This window comes from Janthinobacterium sp. 64, assembly GCF_002813325.1.
Lineage (GTDB): Bacteria > Pseudomonadota > Gammaproteobacteria > Burkholderiales > Burkholderiaceae_D > Janthinobacterium.
Map to the genome: position 1 here is coordinate 162,752 of NZ_PHUG01000001.1, position 21,154 is coordinate 183,905.

At 64.8% G+C, this 21,154-nt stretch carries 15 protein-coding genes; 11 read left to right on the top strand and 4 right to left on the bottom strand.

Annotated features, from left to right (window positions below; translation table 11 throughout):
* The first annotated feature begins 60 nt into the window (after window positions 1–60).
* The 5 genes from CLU91_RS00785 (at window position 61) to bla (ending at window position 6,221) form a co-directional block, all read left to right on the top strand.
* Entirely contained in the window at window positions 61–1,407 is a 1,347-nt protein-coding gene (locus CLU91_RS00785) for a DUF3422 family protein (RefSeq protein WP_100872562.1), read from the top strand.
* A gap of 73 nt (window positions 1,408–1,480) precedes the next feature.
* On the top strand, window positions 1,481–3,001 hold the full coding sequence (locus CLU91_RS00790) for a hypothetical protein (protein WP_100872563.1): 1,521 nt from the start codon (window positions 1,481–1,483) through the stop codon (window positions 2,999–3,001).
* A 66-nt stretch (window positions 3,002–3,067) separates the two neighbouring features.
* Window positions 3,068–3,460: a BlaI/MecI/CopY family transcriptional regulator gene (locus CLU91_RS00795; protein WP_100872564.1), complete on the top strand. Its 393-nt coding sequence runs from the start codon at window positions 3,068–3,070 to the stop codon at window positions 3,458–3,460.
* The gene (locus tag CLU91_RS00800) at window positions 3,457–5,214 is read left to right on the top strand and encodes a M56 family metallopeptidase (protein WP_100872565.1); all 1,758 of its coding nucleotides are present in this window, start codon (window positions 3,457–3,459) and stop codon (window positions 5,212–5,214) included. Before CLU91_RS00795 ends, CLU91_RS00800 begins: the two co-directional genes overlap by 4 nt.
* A 77-nt stretch (window positions 5,215–5,291) precedes the next feature.
* Complete coding sequence (gene bla, locus CLU91_RS00805; protein WP_232730575.1) at window positions 5,292–6,221, top strand: subclass B3 metallo-beta-lactamase; 930 nt, start codon at window positions 5,292–5,294, stop codon at window positions 6,219–6,221.
* Between the two features lie 5 nt (window positions 6,222–6,226).
* On the opposite strand, the gene CLU91_RS00810 is transcribed toward bla, so the two are convergent.
* Entirely contained in the window at window positions 6,227–6,550 is a 324-nt protein-coding gene (locus CLU91_RS00810; RefSeq protein ID WP_100872566.1) for a tetratricopeptide repeat protein, read from the bottom strand.
* A 197-nt stretch (window positions 6,551–6,747) separates the two neighbouring features.
* Here CLU91_RS00810 and CLU91_RS00815 point away from each other — a divergent pair, with 197 nt between their 5' ends.
* On the top strand, window positions 6,748–8,838 hold the full coding sequence (locus CLU91_RS00815) for a TonB-dependent siderophore receptor (RefSeq protein WP_198521199.1): 2,091 nt from the start codon (window positions 6,748–6,750) through the stop codon (window positions 8,836–8,838).
* A 107-nt stretch (window positions 8,839–8,945) separates the two neighbouring features.
* Window positions 8,946–10,109: a DUF1624 domain-containing protein gene (locus CLU91_RS00820; RefSeq protein ID WP_100872567.1), complete on the top strand. Its 1,164-nt coding sequence runs from the start codon at window positions 8,946–8,948 to the stop codon at window positions 10,107–10,109.
* A gap of 6 nt (window positions 10,110–10,115) precedes the next feature.
* On the opposite strand, the gene CLU91_RS00825 is transcribed toward CLU91_RS00820, so the two are convergent.
* The 3 genes from CLU91_RS00825 to CLU91_RS00835 all read right to left on the bottom strand — a co-directional run bounded on the left by CLU91_RS00825 (window position 10,116) and on the right by CLU91_RS00835 (window position 13,586).
* The gene (locus CLU91_RS00825) at window positions 10,116–11,987 is read right to left on the bottom strand and encodes a hypothetical protein (RefSeq protein ID WP_100872568.1); all 1,872 of its coding nucleotides are present in this window, start codon (window positions 11,985–11,987) and stop codon (window positions 10,116–10,118) included.
* Between the two features lie 108 nt (window positions 11,988–12,095).
* Window positions 12,096–12,626 carry an isochorismatase family protein gene (locus CLU91_RS00830; RefSeq protein WP_100872569.1) on the bottom strand — a complete coding sequence of 177 codons (531 nt, stop codon included), beginning with the start codon at window positions 12,624–12,626 and terminating at the stop codon, window positions 12,096–12,098.
* Between the two features lie 42 nt (window positions 12,627–12,668).
* Entirely contained in the window at window positions 12,669–13,586 is a 918-nt protein-coding gene (locus tag CLU91_RS00835; protein WP_100872570.1) for a LysR family transcriptional regulator, read from the bottom strand.
* A 121-nt stretch (window positions 13,587–13,707) separates the two neighbouring features.
* Here CLU91_RS00835 and CLU91_RS00840 point away from each other — a divergent pair, with 121 nt between their 5' ends.
* The 4 genes from CLU91_RS00840 (at window position 13,708) to CLU91_RS00855 (ending at window position 21,127) form a co-directional block, all read left to right on the top strand.
* Entirely contained in the window at window positions 13,708–14,922 is a 1,215-nt protein-coding gene (locus CLU91_RS00840) for an ABC transporter substrate-binding protein (RefSeq protein WP_100872571.1), read from the top strand.
* Window positions 14,923–15,017: 95 nt separating this feature from the next.
* Window positions 15,018–16,532, top strand: coding sequence for a CoA-acylating methylmalonate-semialdehyde dehydrogenase (locus CLU91_RS00845; RefSeq protein WP_100872572.1), 1,515 nt, complete (start codon window positions 15,018–15,020; stop codon window positions 16,530–16,532).
* A gap of 9 nt (window positions 16,533–16,541) precedes the next feature.
* The gene (mmsB, locus tag CLU91_RS00850) at window positions 16,542–17,435 is read left to right on the top strand and encodes a 3-hydroxyisobutyrate dehydrogenase (protein ID WP_100872573.1); all 894 of its coding nucleotides are present in this window, start codon (window positions 16,542–16,544) and stop codon (window positions 17,433–17,435) included.
* Window positions 17,436–17,569: 134 nt separating this feature from the next.
* Entirely contained in the window at window positions 17,570–21,127 is a 3,558-nt protein-coding gene (locus CLU91_RS00855; RefSeq protein ID WP_157814529.1) for a DUF4132 domain-containing protein, read from the top strand.
* Window positions 21,128–21,154 lie beyond the last annotated feature (27 nt).

Here is a 21,154-nt window from a genome sequence, read left to right on the forward strand (position 1 = left end):
TCAGACCTTGCCGCAGGCGGTGTGGGTCTAAGCAGTTTTGCAACTTTACCTTTAGCTATCATGCACTTGATTAACTCCAGTTTGAACCACGCCTTGCGCGTGCCGCTGGCTGCGGAAATCCACTCGCGGCCGTTTTTGCAGCTCGATGCCCCCGAACTGATCACCCATCTGGCCGTCTACAAGGATGACAGCGCGGCGCCCGGTGCGTCGAATATGGCGGCCCAGCACGCCACCCTGGCGGCCCTGTGCACGCATTTCGGCGTCACGCCGCCCGCCGCCGAAGCCAAGTATTTTTATTACGACTTTGGCCGCTTCCGCCTGAAATGGGAATGCCATACGGAATTTGCCACGTTTACCTTCGCCGAGCATCCGGGCGCCGCCTTGCCCCTGGAACAGGCGTTTGAGCGCATGCCCCTGGAACAATTGCCGCAGCAGTGGCTGGCAGGCTTGAAGGGCAAGCTGATGGTGGCAGCCCACGTGGTGCTGGAACAGGCATTGGCCCCGGCCGAGATCTTCATGCAGGGCTTGTCGCGTGTGTTCGAGGGCAATACCCTGGCCGGCAGCAAAGTATTGCAGGGCGGCGAATTGTGGACCGATTTTACGATCCAGTCCGATGGCTTCAGCCGTTTCGTCATCCGCGATGCGGGCATGCACTCGCAGCAGTCGGGCCGGCTGGTGCAGCGCGTGCTGGAAATCGAAACCTACCGCATGATGGCTTTATTGGGCTTGCCCTACGCCATGCAGGCGGCGCCATCCTTGAACGCCATCGAAAACGAATTGGCCACCCTGGCCGCCGCCATGGTCGACACGGATGACGCGCCGGGCCTGGCCAAGGCCGACGAGGGCGTTGCTGAGCAAGCCTTGCTTGACCGCATCACGCGCCTGGCCGCCCGCATTGAAAAGCTGTCACTCGACAATAGCTACCGTTTTTCCGCCTCGAAAGCCTACATGGGTCTCGTGAAAGCGCGCATCGAGGAGTTGCGCGAAGAGCGCATCGAGGGCATTCCCACGGTCGAGGAATTCATGGACCGCCGCTTGACGCCCGCCATGAATACCTGCGAAGCGATGGCCAGCCGCCAGGAAGCGATGGCGCAGCGCATTGCCAACACGAATGACTTGCTGCGCACGCGCGTGGGCATCGTGCAGGAATTGCAGAACCGGCAAATCCTGCAATCGATGAACGCGCGCGCCGCGCAGCAACTGCAACTGCAGCAAGCGGTGGAAGGCTTGTCGGTTGCCGCCATTTCGTATTACGTGATCGGCCTGTTCAGCTACACGGGCAAGGCGGCCAAGGTGATGGGCTTGCCCGTGAATCCGGAAATCCTCGTCGGTGCGCTGGTGCCGTTCGTGGCAGCGGCCGTGTGGCTGGGGCTGCGGCGCATGCATCACAAGCTGCACGCGGACTGAACAGGACGACGCTGCGCTGTCATTTTTGCTATCTTCCAACATTCGACCGTCAGGTGTTTTGAAAGGAAGTTGCGTGCTACCGAATGTTGGCGATGTTTACAGTGTGTTTTCGTCCGAGCTGCAGCAGTATGTGGCTTGCCAGGTCACCCGCATCAAGGATGCTTCATCGTCCAGGCCGCTAGCTGCCGTGCTGGAGCTGGACTGGAGCGGCGACGCCTTGCCTGATGCGGCGGCCGTGCAAGCCATGCGGCCGCTGCTGTGCGACTATTTTTTCTGGAACAAGCGCCACGATCATTGCTATGCCACGGCGAACGTGCCGCCTGGCCATACTCTCGTTGGCAATATCGCGCCGCTGGTCGATGTGGAAGTCAACAGCTACCGCAGCGGCTGGAACGTGGGCGACAGCGTGCTGCGCCAGCGCAACTGGGAGCGCATCGATCCGCTGCGGCGCCAGCAGTTCAAGGCCGCGTCGCGCGAGCGTGAAGTAACAGTCGGCGGCCACGTCTTCCGCCAGGACGCGACGAAAATCAATGACAGCGTCTTGCAGGCGCTGGGCGACTTGTCCGAGCTGGAGCAACTGCCTTGCCTGATGTCGATCGAGACCCGCCATGGCACGCCAGCCTTGATGGAGTTTGTCCAAGGCAATCCCTTCATCAATGAGCTGGACTGGCAATCATCGACGGTGCCTGCGCTCGATTTCAGCGGCAGCGGCCTGGAACGCCTGATCCTGCAGCCCGATGGCGTCAGCAGCCTGGTCTTGAACGCAGGCCTGGGCCTGCTCGCGCTGCGCAGCGCGCCATCGCCGGCGCTGCGCATCAAGGATGGCGCCGATGGCCGCCATCTGACACTGCAGTGCAAGCAGACGCTGCCGCCGTTCCACGGTCTCGGCCAACTGGGCGGCCTGTCGCTGGTCGGCATGAAAGACGTCGATCTGGCGCAGGTGGCGCAGCGCTTTCCCCATTTGACGGCCTTGCGCATCTGGGGCAAGCCGGGGCTGGCGTCGCAGATGGCCAGCCTGGCGCTGTTGACAGAGCTGCGGATGTTCACCGCCTGTGATCTGTTCGGTTACACGGCGGAGGAGTTTCCACTGGCCACGCAATTGCCGCAGCTGTCGGCCCTGTGGCTGACCAGCTTGCCGCTGGACGCTGCCAAGGCCATCAAGGCCGGCTACAAGAAAGCGGCGGCGCTGGGCTTGGATTTGTCGGTGACCAAGGCGCGCAAGCCGGAATGGCTGGCGGAAAATTTGCTCAACCCGTTCCGCGACTGGGATGGCCGCGAGCATATTTCCCCTGTGTATGCGAAAAAGGCGGCGCTGGCCTACAAGAACATGCTGGCCGTGACGCGTGGCATCGATGCCGCCATGACGGCGACGGCGGTTGCCGCCGCGCTGGAGGCGATGGTCACCGCCTATGTCGATGCATTCAACAAGATCGAGCGGCGGACGAGCATCATCGAGACGGTCGAGCGCGAAGAAATTTACACGGTGCTGGCGGAACTGCTGGTGCAGCTGCGGCAGCAACTGGGCGGGCAGGGTGCCGCGCTGGTCGATGAGGCGGCCTTGCTGGAGCTGTTCGACCGCTTGCGCGAGTTCTAGGGCCACTGCCAGCACTCTAGAAAAAAAGTTCTAGACAATGAGTTCTAGACTGGGTATGCTGGCGGCATGTTAAAAAATACCTCCACTCTCCATCCCACGGCCGCCGAACTGGACCTGCTGCGCATCCTGTGGCAGCGCGGTCCGTCCGACGCGCGCGCCGTGTACGAGGCCCTGGCCGCCGAGCGTGCCGACGCCAGCTACGCCACCGTGCTGCGCCAGTTGCAGCTGATGCATGGCAAGGGACTCTTGAGCCGCGATGAAAGCCAGCGGCCGCAGCTGTATGCGGCCGTCGACGCGCAGGAAAAGTTACAGACCAGCTTGCTCAAGGACTTGATCGGCAAGGTGTTTTCCGGTTCCGGCAAGGCGCTCGTGCTGACGGCGCTGCGCGAGCACGTGAGCGACGCGGAACGCCTGGAAATTGAAAAAATCCTGCGCAGCAAGGATGGCGGCGCGCCATGAACCTGGACATGGGCTTGGGCATTGAGTTGGGCAAGCTTGTCCCGGCGCTGGGCTGGGTCTTGCTGTATTTTGTCTGGCAGGGCGTGATCGTCGGCGCCGTCTCCGCCGTCCTGCTCTGGCTGCTGCGCCACGCCAGCGCGCGCTGGCGCTATGCCGTGTGCGCGCTGGCACTGCTGCTGTGCCTGTGCATTCCCGCCGTCCATCTGCTTTCTCTGCTGTCTGGCACAGCGCTGGCCCAGCTGCCCGTGGACGCGCCACCCGCCTGGCGTGCCGCGCTGCAAGCGTGGATGCCGGCCCTGGTGCTGGCCTGGAGCGCCGGTGTCGGTCTGATGAGCTTGCGCCTGTGCCTGGGCCTGGCCTGGGTCGGCAAGCTGCGGCGCCAGGCCGTGGCCGCGCCCGCCATCTGGCAGGCGCGCCTCGATGCGCTGGCGCTGCGCATGGGCTTGCGCCAGCCTCTGCCACTGAAGCTGCACGCTGGGCTGGCCAGCCCCGTCACCGTGGGTTTCTGGCGCCCCGTCATCCTGCTGCCCGCCGCCTTGCTGAGCGGCATGCCCGTCGCCTTGCTCGAAGCGCTGCTGGCGCATGAACTGGCGCACGTGCGGCGCTGGGATTACCTGGTCAACCTCTTGCAAAGCGTGGCCGAGGCGCTGCTGTTTTTTCACCCCGTCGTCTGGTGGCTGTCGGCGCGCATGCGGGCCGAACGGGAACAGGTGGCCGATGCGCTGGCTGCGCAAGCGCTGCAAGACCCGCAGCAGCTGGCCACGGCCCTGCATGCGCTGTCCTTGCAGACGGCCGCGTCGCAGCATTCCGGCTTGCTGATGTCGGCCCGCGGCGGGGCACTGCTCACGCGGATCGAACGCCTGATGGCGCCCGGCCTTGATACGGCCGGCTGGAAACTGGCCGTGCCGGCCATGCTGCTGGCCTGCGCCACCTTATTGCTGCAGACGCAGGGCAAGCCCGAAGTCAGCGGGGCGACCCTGGCCGAGGCCGCCGCCGCGATGCTGGACTTGCCCGTCAGCGCCAAACACATGCTGGTATTTGACGACAGCACGGGCCAGGTGCTGATGGCGAAAGATGCGGACGCCGTCGTGCCCATCGCCTCGATCACCAAGCTGATGACGGCCATGGTGGTGCTCGATGCGGGACTCGATCCCGATGAACAGCTGCGCATCGTGCGCGCCGATGGGAATGCTTCGCTGCAGCGCCACAGCCTGCTGGCCGATGGCGTGGCCGTGTCGCGCGGCGCGCTGTTGCAACTGGCGCTGTTGCCGTCCGAAAACCGCGCCGCCGCCGCGCTGGCGCGCACCTATCCGGGCGGCAACGCCGCGTTTCAGCAGGCACTGCAGGCGAAGATCCGCCACCTGGGTTTGCACCGCACCACCTTGCTGGACCCCGTCGGCAGTTCGCCCGCGAATACGTCCACGGCCAGCGAGGTGGCGAAGATCGTCGCGGCAGCCGCGCGCTATCCCGACATCGCGCGCATCACCAGCCACCCGCAAGCGAGCGTGGCCGTCAATGGCAAGGTCCGTACCTTGCGCAACACCAACCCGCTGGTCGGTGGTAAAGGCTGGGACATTCTGCTGTCCAAGACGGGCAGCAGCCACGAGGCGGGCAGTTGCCTGACCATGCGCATGCGCAGCGGCGGCAAGCACGTCACCGTGGTGCTGCTGGACGCCGACGGCGCGCAGCGGCGCTCGCTCGACGCCGGACACATCCGCGACACCCTGGCCGACAGGACTGGCCGCATGCATTGATACCCCCCCGGGCGCGCCAGTGCGGGCGCCCATCTTTTTACACTCTGGAGATGAAGATGACACTATTGGCGAAGTTGATGCTGGCTACGGTTGCGACCATGGCGGCTGGTACGGTGCAGGCGAAGAAGCTGGCGACTGTGCAGGATAAACCGGTGAATTGTGATAATTGCAAGGAATGGAACGCGCCCGTCAAGCCGTTCAATGTCTTTGGCAATACCTGGTATGTGGGCACGGCCGGCCTGTCGGCCGTGCTGGTGACGAGTCCGCAGGGCCATATCCTGCTCGACGGCGCGCTGCCGCAATCGGCGCCCTTGATCGTGGCGAACATCAAGGCGCTGGGCTTTCGCATCGAGGATGTGAAAGTCATCCTCAATTCGCATGCGCATTGGGACCATGCGGGCGGCATCGCCGCGCTGCAACGGGCCAGCGGCGCCACCGTGATGGCCAGCGCGGCGGCCGGCCCCGTGCTGCAAAGCGGCACCAATGGCAAGGACGATCCGCAGTACCAGGCCGATCCCGTCGTGCATGTCGCGAAAGTCGCCAAGGTCAAGGTGGTGGGCGAGGGCGAGACCGTCAAGGTAGGACCGTTGACCTTGACGGCCCACATGACGCCGGGCCACACGCCAGGCGGCACGACGTGGACGTGGACCTCGTGCGAAGGCCAGCGCTGCCTGGACGTCGTGTATGCGGATAGCCTGAACCCGTATTCCAGTGGCGATTTTACTTACACAGGCAAAGGCGGCACGCCCGATATCTCGGCCTCGTTCGAAGCGAGCATCGCCAAGGTGGCGGCCTTGCCATGCGACATTATCATCCCCGTGCATCCGGGCACGACGGACGTGCTGGGCAAGGCCGCCAGGCGCAGCGGTACGGACAATCCCCTGATCGACGCCAGCGCCTGCCGCGCCTATGCGGCCGAAGCGGGCGGCTTGCTGGCCAAGCGCCTGGCGAAAGAGCGGGGCGTGGCGTTACCAGCCGAAGCGAAAGGCGCGGCGCACGCGCACTAAGCTTTTTACTCGGCCGCCTGCTGCTGTTTGTGCAGGCGTTTCAGAAATATCGTCATTTCCTTGACGGCTTGCAAGTCGCCTTGCTGCTGGGCCACAGTCACGCCGGTGCTCCAGGCGGCTTGCGCTTCGTCCAGCCGGCCCAGCTGGTGCAAGGCCTTGCCCAGCAGTTTCCAGGCGGCGGAATAACCAGGCTGCTGCACGGTGGCTTGCGCCAGGTGCAGCGCGGCTTGCTCGGCGTCATGGTCTTTCAGGTAAGCATCTCCCAGGCCAAAGCGCAGCAGCGCGTTGTCGCGTCCCTGCGCCAGCAGTTTCTCCAGCTTTTCACGCATGCCCGGCTCCTTAATATGCAAGTTAATTCTTGTATATTAACGCTTGAGCGCGCGGGAAACAAGCGGGCGTTTCATCGTCCACGTCCGCCAGCAGGACAGATATGGGCCGGGCATCGTTCAAAAATCCATTAATGAGAATTCATTATCATTTATAATGCAAGCTTATTGCATTGATTTGCGCCCTCGTCAGGAATCCCATGTCCGTATTTTTACGCCGCCCCGTGGCGCTTTTGCTGGCCGCCGCCAGTCCCTGGTCACTGGCAGTCGATGGTGCGCAGGCCGATGATGTCGTCACCGTCAAGGCCGAGCGCCAGCATTACCGCAGCCTGTCGGCCACGGGCGCCACCAAGACGGACGCCTTGCTGATGGACTTGCCGCAAAGCGTGCGCGTGCTGACGGGCGACTTGCTGCGCGACGCGGGCGTGACGACCCTGGCCGGCGCGCTGGACCTGGCCAGCGGCATTGCAAAACAAAGCCCGCTGGGCGGCCTGTGGGACAGCTACGCCATGCGCGGCTTTACGGGCGACCCGAATTTCGGCTCCGATTACATGGTCAACGGTTTCAGTTCCAGCCGCGGCTACAACGGCATGCGCGACGGCGGCAATACGCAGGCCATCGAAGTGCTGAAAGGCCCCGCGTCGGCCCTGTATGGCCGGGGCGAGCCGGGCGGCACGGTGAACATTACGACGAAAAAGCCGCAGTTCGCGCCCGCATACAGCGCCGATGTATCGCTGGGCAGCTTCCGCACGCGCCGCGCTGCCGTGGACTTGACGGGACCCTTGAGCGACACCATTGCCTACCGCCTGAACGCGGCGCAGGAAGAAGGGCACAGCTTCCGCGATACGGTGAAAGTCGCGCGCAGCCTGTTTTCGCCATCCTTCCTCTGGATGGTGGGCGAGCACACGACCGTGTCGTATGAAATCGAAGCGGTGCGGCAGCGCGCGCCGTTCGACCGCGGCGTCGTCGCCGTGAATGGCCAGCTGGGAGCGGTACCCGTGTCGCGCTTCCTGGGCGAGCCTGGCGACGGCCCGATGACGGTCAAGTCGCTGGGGCAGCAGTTATTTATTCACCACGCGCTGTCCGACGACTGGACGGTGCAGGCGGGCGCTTCCTACCGCGACAGCGCATTGAGCGGCTATTCGACCGAGGCGAGCAAGCTGCTGGCCGATGGCCTCACCCTGCAACGCCAGCGCCGCCACCGCGATTTTTCGGCCACCGACGTGTCGGCCCGCGTTGAAGTGCTGGGCAAGTTCAAAACGGGCGCGCTGGCGCACGAGGTGCTGGCCGGCGTCGACGCCTATCACTTCGACGACCACCGGGTGCAGCTGCGCCGCAACCCCTCGGCCGCGAATGCCTATGCCATCGACATTGTCAATCCCGCGTATGGCGGCAAGGCCGCTCCGCTGGCCCTGTCCATCGATACGCAGGAAGGGCAAAAGGCGCGGGGACTGTATGCGCAAGATCAACTGGACCTGGGCGCGCAATGGAAGGCGCTGGTCGGCGTGCGCCACGATACGTACACGCAGGACGTGACGAACAATCGCTTGCACGTGAGCAACCGCCAGTCGCTGTCGGCCACCAGTCCGCGCGCGGGCCTCGTCTACCAGCCGTCGAAAGCGTGGTCGCTGTATGCGAGTGCGGCCAAGGGTTTCCGCCCCAACAGCGGCATCAGCATCGCCAACCAGGCGTTTCCGGCCGAGCGCAGCCGCTCGTATGAGCTGGGCGCGAAGCTGGAAACGGGCAAGCTGACGGGCACCGTGGCCGTGTACGACATCCGCAAGAGCAATGTGCTGACGACCAATCCCGCCAACACGGACTTCGCCATCGCGGCGGGCGAGGTGGGCAGCCGTGGCCTGGAGCTCGACGTGTCGGGAGAACTGGCGCGCGGCTTGCGCGTCTCGGGCGCGTATGCCTACACCAACGCCACCGTCACGCGCGGCGACAATACGATCGTGACGGGCAGCCGCTTCGCCAACGTGCCGCGCCACAGCGCCAACCTGCTGGCTACCCAGCAATTCGCGCTGGGCTCGGGCACGGCCAGCGTGGGCGGTGGCCTGCAATACGTGGGCGAGCGCCTGGGCGACGTGGCCGTCAGCAGCAGCTTTACCCTGCCAGCCTACACGACGGCCAAACTGCTGGCGTCGTATTCTCCCAACGCCAAACTGCGATTGGCACTGAACGTGGAAAACCTGTTCAACCGCAGTTACTATGCGAGTTCCTATAGCCAGCTGTGGGTGGCGCCGGGGGCGGAGCGTGCGGTGACCTTGAATGCGCATTACAGGTTTTGATATATTCACCCAACAGCAAAGTGCCGGGGTCGGACCTTAAGGTCCGACCCCAGTTTCTGCCGTTGGGGTACGCACGCTACTCTTACCCTTACATTAAAAATGAATAAATGACTGCCTCCCTGACTTCCCCCGCCACCCTGCGCGCCCGCATCGCCGTCATCGACGTCATGCGCGGCCTCGTCATGCTGATCATGCTGTTCGACCATGTGCGCGAAACGGTCTTCCTGCACCACCAGGTCAGCGACCCCATGGATGCGGCCCATGTCGACCCGGCACTGTTCTTCACGCGCCTGGCCGCCCACGTGTGCGCGCCCATGTTTGTCTTTTTGACGGGCTTGTCGGCCTGGCTGTATGCGCATCCGGCCGCCGGTCCGCGCAGCGCTACCGGTTTCCTGTTCAAGCGGGGCTTGCTGCTCGTCGTGCTGGAACTGGTGTTCGTCAACTTTGCCTGGATGGGCACTTTCACGCCGGCGATCCTGTATCTGCAGGTGATCTGGGTCATCGGCCTGGCCATGATGGCGCTGGCCGTGCTGCATAAGCTGCCGTTGAAAGTGCTGCTCGTGCTGGGCGTGGCGATCATCGCGGGCCAGCATTTGTTTACCTGGCTGCACGCAGAAGAGGGCAGCCTTGGCTACTATCTGCTGACGGTGTTGCTGCAACGCGGTTATCTGGTGGCGGACGGCGCCATGAAAATCAAGGTCAGCTATCCGCTGCTGCCGTGGATAGGCGTGATCGTGCTCGGCTATGCGGCCGGACCCCTGTATGCGCGGGGGCTGTCCGCCGAAGGACGTCGGCGCCTGCTGCTGGCGCTGGGCGGTGGCAGCTTGCTGCTCTTGGGCCTGCTGCGCGGCTTGAATATTTATGGTGAAACCCTGCCGTGGGTGGCCGGCGACACGGCCTTGCGCACGGCCATGAGCGTGCTGAACTTCACCAAGTATCCGCCGTCGCTGGACTTCCTGCTGTTCACCCTGGGCTTGGGCTTGCTGGGCATGGCCTGGCTGGAAAGCGTCGATAACTGGTTTACGCGGGCCTGCGCCACCTTTGGCGGCGCGCCCATGTTCTACTATCTGCTGCACCTGTATCTGCTGCTGGTCATTCGCATCGTGCTGACTGCCGTGCTGGGCGCCAATCATGGCACCCGCTATGGCGTCGAGCACATTTGGCAAGTGTGGCTGATCGCGCTGGCCCTGATGCCCGTGCTGTATTTCCCTTGCCGCGCGTTTGCCAATTACAAGCGCACGTCGAAGCAGGCCTGGGTGCGCTACTTCTAAGCTCGCCTACTTGCAGTAGAGGCGGTCAATGCTGTGGCTGGATGCCAGGTAATGCCGTGTCTGCCAACCGATGGCCACGCGATAGGCGCACGGTGGGTCGAGCGCCACGTTGACGGGGAAGCCGCCGTTGTTGCCCGATAAATGCGGCCCGCCCGCGCCGCCGCGGAACAGGTAGTTGCTCGGTGGCGGTGGCGGCGTGAACGTGGCGGCCGGCAGCGGTGGCGGCGGGTGCGTGATGCCGTTGTTGTTGGAAATCGTGATATTGAAAAAGCGCAGATGCGGGTGATCGATCGTGTACAGGATATGCACGAGGCCGCCCGCGATGGGGTTGCAGGCATTGCTGCGCAGCTCTTCCAGGTCCAGCGCCACGATGACGGGCGAGTTGTCGAAGACGATGGAGTCGAGCCCGTCCGTGGCCACCAGCGCCAGGCTGACGCCGTCGCGCACCTCGAAGCCCAGGCGGTAGCGGCGTATCGGCTCGCTCTCGGCCGCCGTCAGGCTGCGGCCCGCGTCGAGGATGGGCAAGCCGCCCGGCAGCTTGGCCGGATGCAGGCTCGTGATGGCCGGCGTATTCACGGTCAGTAAATCAAACGTGCGCAGGAAGATGTTGGGCGCCACGTTGACGATGGCCGTCGTGCCGTCGCGCATGTCCACGGTGACGCTCTTGCCGTCCACCCGTATCCAGCCGCCCGGTTTCAAATCGCCCGCGTCGATGATGACGGGCGCGGAATCGCCGAGGCCCAGCCCGTTCGTATAAAACACATAGCCGACGTGCGTGCCGAGCACTTGCGTCAACGGCGCCAGGCTGGCGGGTGCCACCGAGGGGATGGCCGTCGGGTCGTCGCTGCCGCCGGGCCAGGACCATTCGCCGATGAGAAAGCGGTATTCGAGCGGGTTGGCGGGGATGGCGCTGTTGCGCAATGGGCAATTGCCTTTCAGGGTGACGCCGCCGGCGAACACGTAGGATGCGCCGGGGCCGCCCGCATAGCCTTGCGCGGAAAAGCCGGCCAGCGAGGGGAACGGGTGGATGTCGAAGATTTCCACTTGCTGCCAGTGAGGCACGCCTTCCACATCGGGCGGCAAGACTTCCTTCGAGCACAATTCCACGCAGAAACAGTGACCCACGTTTTCGCGGCCCGGCTGGCGGCCGTTGGCCTGCGTTTCCGACAGGATGGTGACGCTGCCCAGCTGCGCCGTGAAATACACGTCGGGGCCGCTGGCGAACTCCACGTTGATGAACGGAGAGAAGGGCGTCAAGGTGAAGTCCGACGTCAGGTAATCGATGCGGAAGCGCCCGCTGGCGTCCGTGACGGCCTGGCCCAGCGCGTCGTCTTGCAGCCAGTCGGCGTCGAACGCCCGCACTGTTGCGCCGGCGATCGGCGTGTGCGGCGCATCGCAGGTGCGCAATCGGCCGCAGATGGTCCAGGCGCCAAAGCGGGCGCGCACCAGGCACCAGAAGCGTTGTGGCAGGCAATAGTCCCAGATGGCGAGAAAATCATTGTCGACCTGGCGCCAGCGGGGCTGGATGGTGGTGATGGAAAACTGCAGCGGCACCGGGTCTTTCGGCCCCGGTTTCAATTGCGGCACGGTCGGGCACAGGACGTCGACTTCGACGGCCTCGCCCTGATAATCGCCGTCCAAGGTGAAACTGTAATTGCCATCGTCATCCGTGCGTGCTTCGGCCAGCAGGAACGGTGCTTTCGCTTGCACCTCTTCATCCGTGAGGATGGCGAAGGTTTCCTTGGCGCTGGCCATGGCCAGCGCCGTGATGTTTTGCGACTCGCGCGGCCGGTACAGGCGCACGATGACGTGGGATAAAGCTTCAGGACACTCGGCGCAGATCAAGCCGCACAGCTTGCCCCGCAGGATATAGGCCATGATGGCTCCCTTGCTGATGTGGACGGCGCGCCGCTCGGAATGGCGGCGCTGTTACCAAGCTAGCAAATGAATGGCCGATGGACTTGATCTGAATTAAAGGCGGGCCAGCTATTTAATCAGTGCGAGCACTTCGCGGAAGCGCGGATGCTTGCAGTCCCGCAACCATTCAAAGGCCAGCATTTCCACCGTCACCAGATGGGCGCCGAGCTTGTCCAGGCGGGCCAGCGCCGCGTCGCGGCTGGCCCCCTGGCGCGAACCGACGGCATCGATGGCGATGATGACCTCGTAGTCCAGCTGCAGCAGGCCGATGGCCGTCTGCAGCATGCACACATGGGCTTCGCACCCCGTGACGACGATCTGTTTGCGCCCTGGCGGCAGAATATCCTGCAAGCCGTCAAAGCAGGCGCCGAAATGCGTCTTGTGCAAGGTCCGTTCGCACAGGGCGGCGATTTCTTCCACGTTGGGCCCCAGACCCTGGCGGTTCTGTTCCGTGCCCAGCACGGGCACGTCGAGCAGGCGGGCGATCTTCGCCAGGCGCAGGTTTTGCGCCAGCACCAGGCCGGCGTCGTGGATGGCCGGCATCAAACGGCCTTGCAGGTCGACAATGACCAGTACGGCCTGGTTCGCATCCATCAGCATGGGGTTCTCCTTATTCCTATGTGGCGACAGTGTAGCGCGCAGTCAGCTTGGCCAGCTGGGCACGGCCGTTTTGCCCATCAGGTAGGCGTGGTTCAAATCGATGGCGCTGCGCAGGTAATTCCACAGGGCGCTGACCCTGGCGATGTTGCGCCGCTCGCTCGGTGAAATCATCCAGAAGGCGCGCAGCAGGTCGATCTCGCCATCGAGCACGGGCACCAGTTCGTTCGACTGCTGCGCCACAAAGCAGGGCAAAATCGCCAGCGCCTGGCCCGCGCGCGCCGCGTGGTACTGGGCGATGACGCTGGTGCTGCGAAACGCGCGCAGGGAATCGGGCGCCACGTTGTCCATGTAGCGCAGTTCCGAACTGAAGACCAGATCATCCACGTAGCCGATGATCGGATGCTGCGCCAGCTGCGCCACGCTGGTGATCGGCGCGTGGCGCGCCAGGTAGGCTGGCGTGGCGTACAGTTTCAGCCGGTAGTCGGACAGCTTCGTCACCACGTAGGGGCCGGACAGGGGACGCTCGATGGAAATGGCCACGTCCGCCTCGCGTTTGGACAGGCTGACGAAACGGGGCACGGCGATCAGGTCCACGCTGATGTGCGGATAGCGGCCGCAAAACTGCGCCAGGTGCGGCGCCAGCACGATGGCGCCGAAGCCTTCCGTGGCGCCCAGGCGCACCTGGCCCGACAGCAATCGGTTGTGTTCGCCCAGCTCCTCGGTGGCGGCGAACACCGTGCTTTCCATGGTTTCCGCGTATTCCATCAGGCGGTGGCCTTCGGGCGTCAGCTGGTAGCCCACGTAGTTGCGGTCGAACAGCTGCGTGCCCACCTGCTCCTCGAACTTGCGCATGCGCCGCGACACGGTGGAATGGTCGATGCCCAGCTTTTTCGCCGCATCGACGAGTCCCGCGCTGCGCGTCAGTTCCAGGAAGACCCGTACATTGTCCCAATCGAGCATGGCAAACCCTCTCTGTGCATTTTTGCAAAGGAATTATGCATTAATTTCACTTGAGTGCATATTTTTACACATGCAGAATGCATCTATACATATAAGAAAACCCATCCACCTGGAGACACGCATGAAAAAAACCGTTCTGGCCATGGGCGCGCTGGCGCTCACCCTGTCCTTTGGCGCGCAGGCGCAGATTTCCGATGGCGTCGTCAAGGTGGGTATCCTGACCGACATGTCCGGCCCGTACTCGGCCATGGGCGGGCGCGGCTCCGTCGTCGCCAGCCAGATGGCCGTCGAGGATTGCCTGAAGGCCGAATGCAAGGGCATGAAGATCGAAATCGTCTCGGCCGACCACTTGAACAAGGCCGATATCGCCGCCTCCAAGGCGCGCGAATGGCTGGACCGCGACAAGGTCGACGCCATCGCCGACCTGACAAATTCCTCGGTGGCCCTGTCCGTGCAAAAGCTGATGAAAGAAAAGGGCGGCATCGCCATGTTCAGCGGCCCGGCCACCACGCGCCTGACCAATGAAGACTGTTCGCCGAACGGCTTCCACTGGATGTTCGACACGTACTCGCAGGCGGCCGGCACGGCGGCGGCGCTGACGAAACTGGGGCAGAAATCGTGGTACTTCGTCACCGTCGATTACGCCTTCGGCCATTCGCTGGAAAAAGACGCCAGCGAAGTCGTCAAGCACAACGGCGGCACGGTGCTGGGCGCCGTGCGCCATCCGCTCAACGCCTCGGATTTCTCGTCCTTCCTGGTGCAGGCGCAGGGTTCCAAGGCGCAGGTGATCGGCCTGGCCAATGGTGGGGCGGACACCGTCTCCGCCATCAAGCAGGCGCGCGAATTTCGCATCGGCAGCGGCAAGGACCAGCGCCTGGCCGCCTTGCTCGTGTTCCTGTCCGACGTGCACGCGCTGGGCCTGGAAACGGCACAGGGCCTCGTCTACGCGGACGGTTTTTACTGGGATTACGACGACCGCAGCCGCGCGTTCGCCAAGCGTTTCGAGGCGCTCAACAAGGGCGCCAAGCCGACCATGGTGCAGGCGGGCGTGTATTCCAGTGTCTACCACTACCTGAAATCGGTGGCGGCGGCCAAAAGCGACGATTCGAAGATCGTCGCCCAGAAAATGCGCGAGCTGCCGATCAAGGACGCCGTCATGAACAACGCCTCCATCCGCCCCGACGGCCGCGTCATCCACGACATGTACCTGGTGCAGGTGAAAACCCCGGCCGAATCGAAAGGCGCGTGGGATTACCTGAAAGTGCTGTCGACCATCCCCGCCGACCAGGCGTTCAAGACTATGGATGCGGCGGCGTGCAACCTCGTTAAAAAATAATTTTCACCCCTAACGGCGAAAAAGCTGGGGTCGGACCCTCAGGGTCCGACCCCGGAATCTGCTCTTGGGGTAACTAGTCAATCACGGAGCACACCATGAACCAAGCCCTCACCCAAATCCCCGCCATCCCCCTGCACATCGCCGGCAAGCACCACGCTTCGACCAGCACGGAATGGCGCGACGTCATCAATCCGGCCACGCAGGAAATCGTCGCCAGGGTGCCGTTTTCCACGCCGGATGAAGTCAACCTGGCCGTCGCCACGGCCAAGGAAGCCTTTAAAACCTGGCGGAATACCCCGCTGGCGGCGCGCATGCGCATCATGCTGAAGTACCAGCACCTGATCCGCGAAAATATCGGTGCCCTTGCCGAACTGATCACGCGAGAGCACGGCAAGACCTTGCCCGACGCGGAAGGGGAGGTGATGCGCGGCCTGGAAGTGGTGGAACACGCGTGCTCGATCGCCACCCTGCAACTGGGCGAGATCGCGGAAAACGCGGCCACCGGCGTCGATGTCTACAATATCTACCAGCCGCTGGGCGTGGGCGCCGGCATCACGGCCTTCAATTTCCCCGTCATGCTGCCGTGCTTCATGTTCCCGATTGCCATCGCCTGCGGCAATACCTTTGTGCTGAAACCGTCGGAGCAGGATCCGTCATCGACCATGTACCTGGTCGAACTGATGTACCAGGCGGGCTTGCCGGCCGGCGTGCTGAACGTCGTGCATGGCGGCGCGGACGTCGTCAACATGCTGTGCGACCATGCCGACATCAAGGCCGTGTCCTTCATCGGTTCCACCCACGTGGGCACGCATGTGTACCGCCGCGCCAGCGAATCGGGCAAGCGCGCGCAATCGATGATGGGGGCGAAAAACCATTGCGTGGTGCTGGCCGACGCCAACAAGGAGCAGGCGATCAATAACCTGATCGGCGCCGCGTTCGGCGCGGCCGGCCAGCGCTGCATGGCCAATTCCGTCGTCGTGCTGGTGGGCGAGGCGCGATCCTGGCTGCCGGAAATCGTCGCCCGTTCGCAAGCGCTGAAAGTGGGGCCGGGCAGCGACCGGACCGCCGACCTGGGTCCGATGGTCTCGAAAGCGGCCATGCAGCGCGCGGAAAAACTGATACAGGCGGGCGTGGACGAAGGCGCGCAGCTGCTGCTCGATGGCCGTGGCCACAAGGTGGCCGGCTACGAGGGCGGCAACTTCATGGGACCGACGATTTTCTCGAAGGTGGCGGCATCGAACTCCGTCTACACGCAGGAAATCTTCGGCCCCGCCATGTGCGTGGTCGAGACGGATACGCTGGACCAGGCCATCGCTTTCATCAACGCCAACCCGAACGGCAACGGCACCTCGATCTTCACCTCATCCGGCTGGGCGGGGCGCAAGTTCCAGAACGAGATCGACGTGGGGCAGGTGGGCATCAACGTGGCCATTCCCGTGCCCGTCGCCTATTTCAGTTTTACGGGCTCGCGCGCGTCGAAACTGGGCGACCTGGGCCCGAACGGCAAGCAAGCCTTGTACTTCTGGACGCAGACCAAGACCGTCACGGCGCGCTGGTTCGCCCCGGACGATGGCGGCAGCGGCGTCAATACCACCATCTCGATGAAATAAGGGGCTGCCATGGCGACCAATATCGTTTTCATCGGCCTCGGTAACATGGGCTTGCCGATGGCGCAAAACCTCGTGCGCGCCGGCCATGCCGTCACGGGGTTTGACTTGCTGCCGGCCAGCGTGCGGCAATTCGCCGACGGCGGCGGCCTCGTATCCGATGACCAGGGCGCGGCGATCCAGGCGGCCGACATCGTCATCACCATGCTGCCGGCTAGCCGGCATGTTCTCGGCGCCTACCTTGGCGACACGGGCATCCTGGCGCAGGCGCGGCGCGGCACCTTGCTGATCGACTGTTCGACGATATCCACCGAGGCGGCGCGCCAGGTGGGCCGCGCGGCCGAGGAAAAGGGCATGCCCATGCTGGACGCGCCCGTCTCGGGCGGCACGGCGGGCGCCACCAACGGCACCCTGACCTTCATGGTGGGCGGGGAAGAGTCGGCGCTGGCGGCGGCGCGGCCTTATCTGGACGTCATGGGCAAGGCCATCTTCCACGCGGGCGGCTCGGGCTGCGGGCAGACGGTCAAGATCTGCAACAACATGTTGCTGGGGATTTTGATGATCGGCACGAGCGAAGCGATACGCCTGGGCGTGGCCAATGGCCTCGATGCTAAAGTGGTGTCGGACGTGATGGCGAAAAGCTCGGGTCGCAACTGGACCCTGGACGTGTACAACCCGTGCCCGGGCGTGGCCGAGAACGTGCCCGCGTCGCGCGGCTACACGGGCGGCTTTGGCGTCGACCTGATGCTCAAAGACCTGGGCCTGGCCATGGAAAGCGCCGAGGCGTCGGGCGCCAGCGTACCGCTGGGCGCCCTGGCGCGCACGCTGTACGACATGCACAGCAAGGCAGGATCGGGCGGCCTCGATTTCTCCAGCATCTACCGGCTGCAGGATACTCCGGCATAAGGCCGCTGCCGTGGCGAAGGCGCTCCTGCGGGAGCGCCTTTTTTTTGTTGATCGCCATCCAAACGTACATGCTATCAGGAGGATAAGAATATACAATCAGCAACTTGTGATCTAGGGCAAGATCGGGGATGCGCATGAACGATACGGGAAAACAGGTGCCTGGCGCAGGCCAGGCGGCCCTGGAACGGGGATTGAAGGGACTCGCCAGCATCGACAAGACGCTGTGGCAGGATAGTTGCGCCTTTGTCCTTGGCGGTGAGCACCCGGCCACGTTGCAGAAACTGCGGCACGGTGGCGCGCGCACGGCGGCCGTGCTTGGCCATCCGGGCCGCCTGAGCCACAGTTTTTTCGCCATCGGCACCAGCGACGAGGACGCGCTGCAGGCACGCGCTGGCCTGGTTGCGCGCGACGCATTGTATGCGGCGCCCGATGCCGGTGCCCTGCCACCGGCATGCCTGGTCAGGCTGGGCAAGGTGCTCGAGGCGGCCGACCACGGCCTGTCGTTCGCACCGACGGGCGCCAATGTGCCCGACTGGCTGCATTACCTGGTCAACGACGCCCTGTTTGCCACCCGCAGCCAGACGCGCGAAGAAGCGACGGCCGACAACCGTCCCGCCTGGGATGTGCGGCTGGTGGCGCGCTTGCTGGAAGCGGACGGCCTGTCCCCCGAACCTGCGCTGGAACTGGTGTTCGAGCGCAGGCGGATCGCCGGGCATCAGCTGGAAGGCTGCCTGCGGCGCCTGCTGGCGCCGGGCGCGCTCGATGACTACATGCAGGAGCGGCCGGAGCAGGTACGCGCGCTGGCGCTACGGCTGTCGGCGCAGGGCCGGCGCCTGCTGGCCGCACGCCTGGGCGGCGCCCCCATGCTGGCCGGTGTTTTTGACGATGTGCTGGTGCGTTTGGCCGTCGATGGCAGCAAGGCCGTGCGCGCGACGGCCGCGCCGTTTGTCAGCGCGATGGCTGGCGAACGGCAACTGGCCTTGCTCGGGCACTGGCTCCTGAACGGCAAGCTCGATGAACGCGCGCGGGCGGCCGAACTGCTGGGCACTGATGCCGCCCCGGCGCTGCTCAAACGGGCGCTGCTCGAACGTGCGCTGCCGCTGGAGTCGGGCAAGGCCGCCAGACAGGCGATCACCGATGCGCTGGCGCGCATGGACGGGCAGCATGCTGCCGTTGATGCGCCGCCGCCTGCGCCGCAGGCGCCCCACACGGTGCTGAGCGAGGAAGCGCTGCGGATACTGCTGGAAAACCATGGCGAACTGCTCAAGGAATGCGATGCCGCCGCGCGCAAGGAAGAAGCGGAAAATCGCCGCCAGCGCGTGCAGAATGACAACTGGCAGCGCCGCGAGCAGCAGCAACTGGCGTGCGGGGAAGCGCGCTTGCGCGGCGTGATCCGCGCCTTGAATGGGCAGGGCGATGCGGCGGACCGGCGGCTGTTGCACGACGAAGCCATGCGCGACACGATTTGCCTGCACGGGCGGCTGTTTGAGCTGGACGATTTCGGCCTGCGTCAGCTGGCGCAGTGGTATGGCCCGCTGCGCGAGCACCGTTTCTCGCTGTGGAATGATCCGCCATTCCAGGCCTGGCTGGCGCGGCAGGACCCGGCAGGCGTCGATCTGCGCACCATCGATGCGCTGCTGCGCGACGCCGGCGCGATGCCCGACCTCGTGGCGCTGGCCTGGCTTGCGCCCGGCTGGGACGGCCCGCCGCAGGTGCAGCACCTGCTGCCGGCCGACGCCATATGGCCCCTGTTTCTCGAACAGCCGGCACTGATCGAGCAGGCCCTGGGCCTGTCGGTGGCGCGCGGCGAGATCACGCTGGACCTGGCATGGACCCTGGAGGTGCTCGAATTGTTCCCCGTGCTGCCCGTGCGCTGGCGCCCGCGCCTGATGGAGCTGGCGCTGGGCGAGGGCAAGACCTATCGCCACAGGGCCCAGCGCTTGCTGGCCAGGGTGCCCGGCATCGGCCAGCAGGTGAGCGGCAATCTGGAGTCCGGCAAGCAGGAATTGCGCGGCATCGCCGCGCGCTGGCTGGCGGAACTTGGCTGCCGCGCGGCCGTGCCGTCGCTGTACCGGGCGCTGGAGCGGGAAAGCCGTGCAACTGTCGGCGCGCTGCTGATGGCGGCGCTGGATGCCCTGGGCGAAGACCTGTCGCCGCGCCTGTCGCCTCCGCTGCTGCTGGCGCAGGCGCGCGAGGGCTTGCGCGGCAAGACGCCTGCCGGCCTTTCCTGGTTTCCGTTCACGATGCTGCCTGCCTGCACATGGCACGATGGCCAGGCGGTCGACGCGGACATCGTGCGCTGGTGGCTGGTGCTGGCCTGTCAATGGAAGGAACCGGGCGGCAATGGCTTGCTGGCGCGTTACCTGTGTTTGCTGGCGCCTGCCAGCCGGGCGGCGCTCGGCAGCATGGTGCTGCGCACGTTTATCGCCCATGACGAGAGCGGCGGCAGCGTGATCGGCGAGAAAGGCATGCTGGCGCTGGCCGTCCATGCACCCGGACGCGAAGCGGTCAGCCTGCTGCAGGCGTACATGCGCGATTTCCCTGCATGCCGCGCGCAGATCGAGGCCATGCTGGAAGCGCTGGCCGGCGGCGATGATCCGACCGTGGTCCAGTTCCTGCTGGGCGTGGCGCACCGCTACCGCAACGCTGCCGTGCAAGGCAGGGCGCGTGAGCTGCTCGGGCAGATCGCGCAACGGCGGGGCTGGAGCGAAGAGCAACTGGCCGATCGCACGGTGCCCATGGCCGGCTTCGATGATGCGGGCCGGCTCGAACTCGATTACGGCGCACGGCGGTTCCATGCCACGCTGGACCCTGACTTGAAGCCCGTGCTGCAGCGTGCCGATGGTGGCGCGATCAAGACCTTGCCCGTGGCATGCCTGGGTGATGACGAGCGCCTCGTCCACGAGGCCAGGCTGGCGCTGGCCGCGTGCAGGAAAGAAGTCAGGCAGGTGGCCGAGACGCAGGCGGCGCGGCTGTACGGCGCCATGTGCACGGGCCGCGTCTGGCCGCTGGAAGAGTGGCAACGCCATCTGCTTGGCCATCCCGTCGTCGGGCGCCTGGCGCAGCGGCTGGTGTGGCTGGCGCAGGATGATGGCGGCATGCCGCTGCAACTGCTGCGCCCCACGGAAGATGGCAGCCTGATCGGCGAGGATGACGCGGAGCTGGTGCTGGCGCCAGGCAGCGCCTTGCGCCTGGCCCATGCCGCCATCTTGAGCGGGCCGCAGATCGGCGCCTGGCAGCGGCACCTGATCGACTACAGGATCACGCCGCTGTTCGAACAGTTGCAGCGCGCCTCGCCCGATGCGGGCTTGCTGGGCGGCGCGGCCATCAGCGACCGCCTGGGCTGGGTCAGCGATGCCCATACGTTGCGCGCCGCGTTCGGCAAGCTGGGATACCAGCGCGCCCCGGCCGACGACGGCGGCCTGTTCGACAGCTACTACAAGGACTTTGGCGCCGCCGATCTGCGCGTCGCGATCGATTTTTCGGGCAATGTGCTGCCGGAGAAAAACCTGCCCGCCGCCTTGAAAAGCCTGCGCTTCGAGCGCCTGTCCGGCCCCGGGCAGCAGCGCGGCGTCGCGCCGGCCGAGGTGCCGGGCGTGCTGCTGGCCGAGGCCTATGGCGACTACCTGGCGGTGGCGGCGCAGTGTGCAGGTTTTGACGCCGCATGGGAGGAACGGATGCCATGGCAATGATTTCAATGACTATTCACGATGGAACGA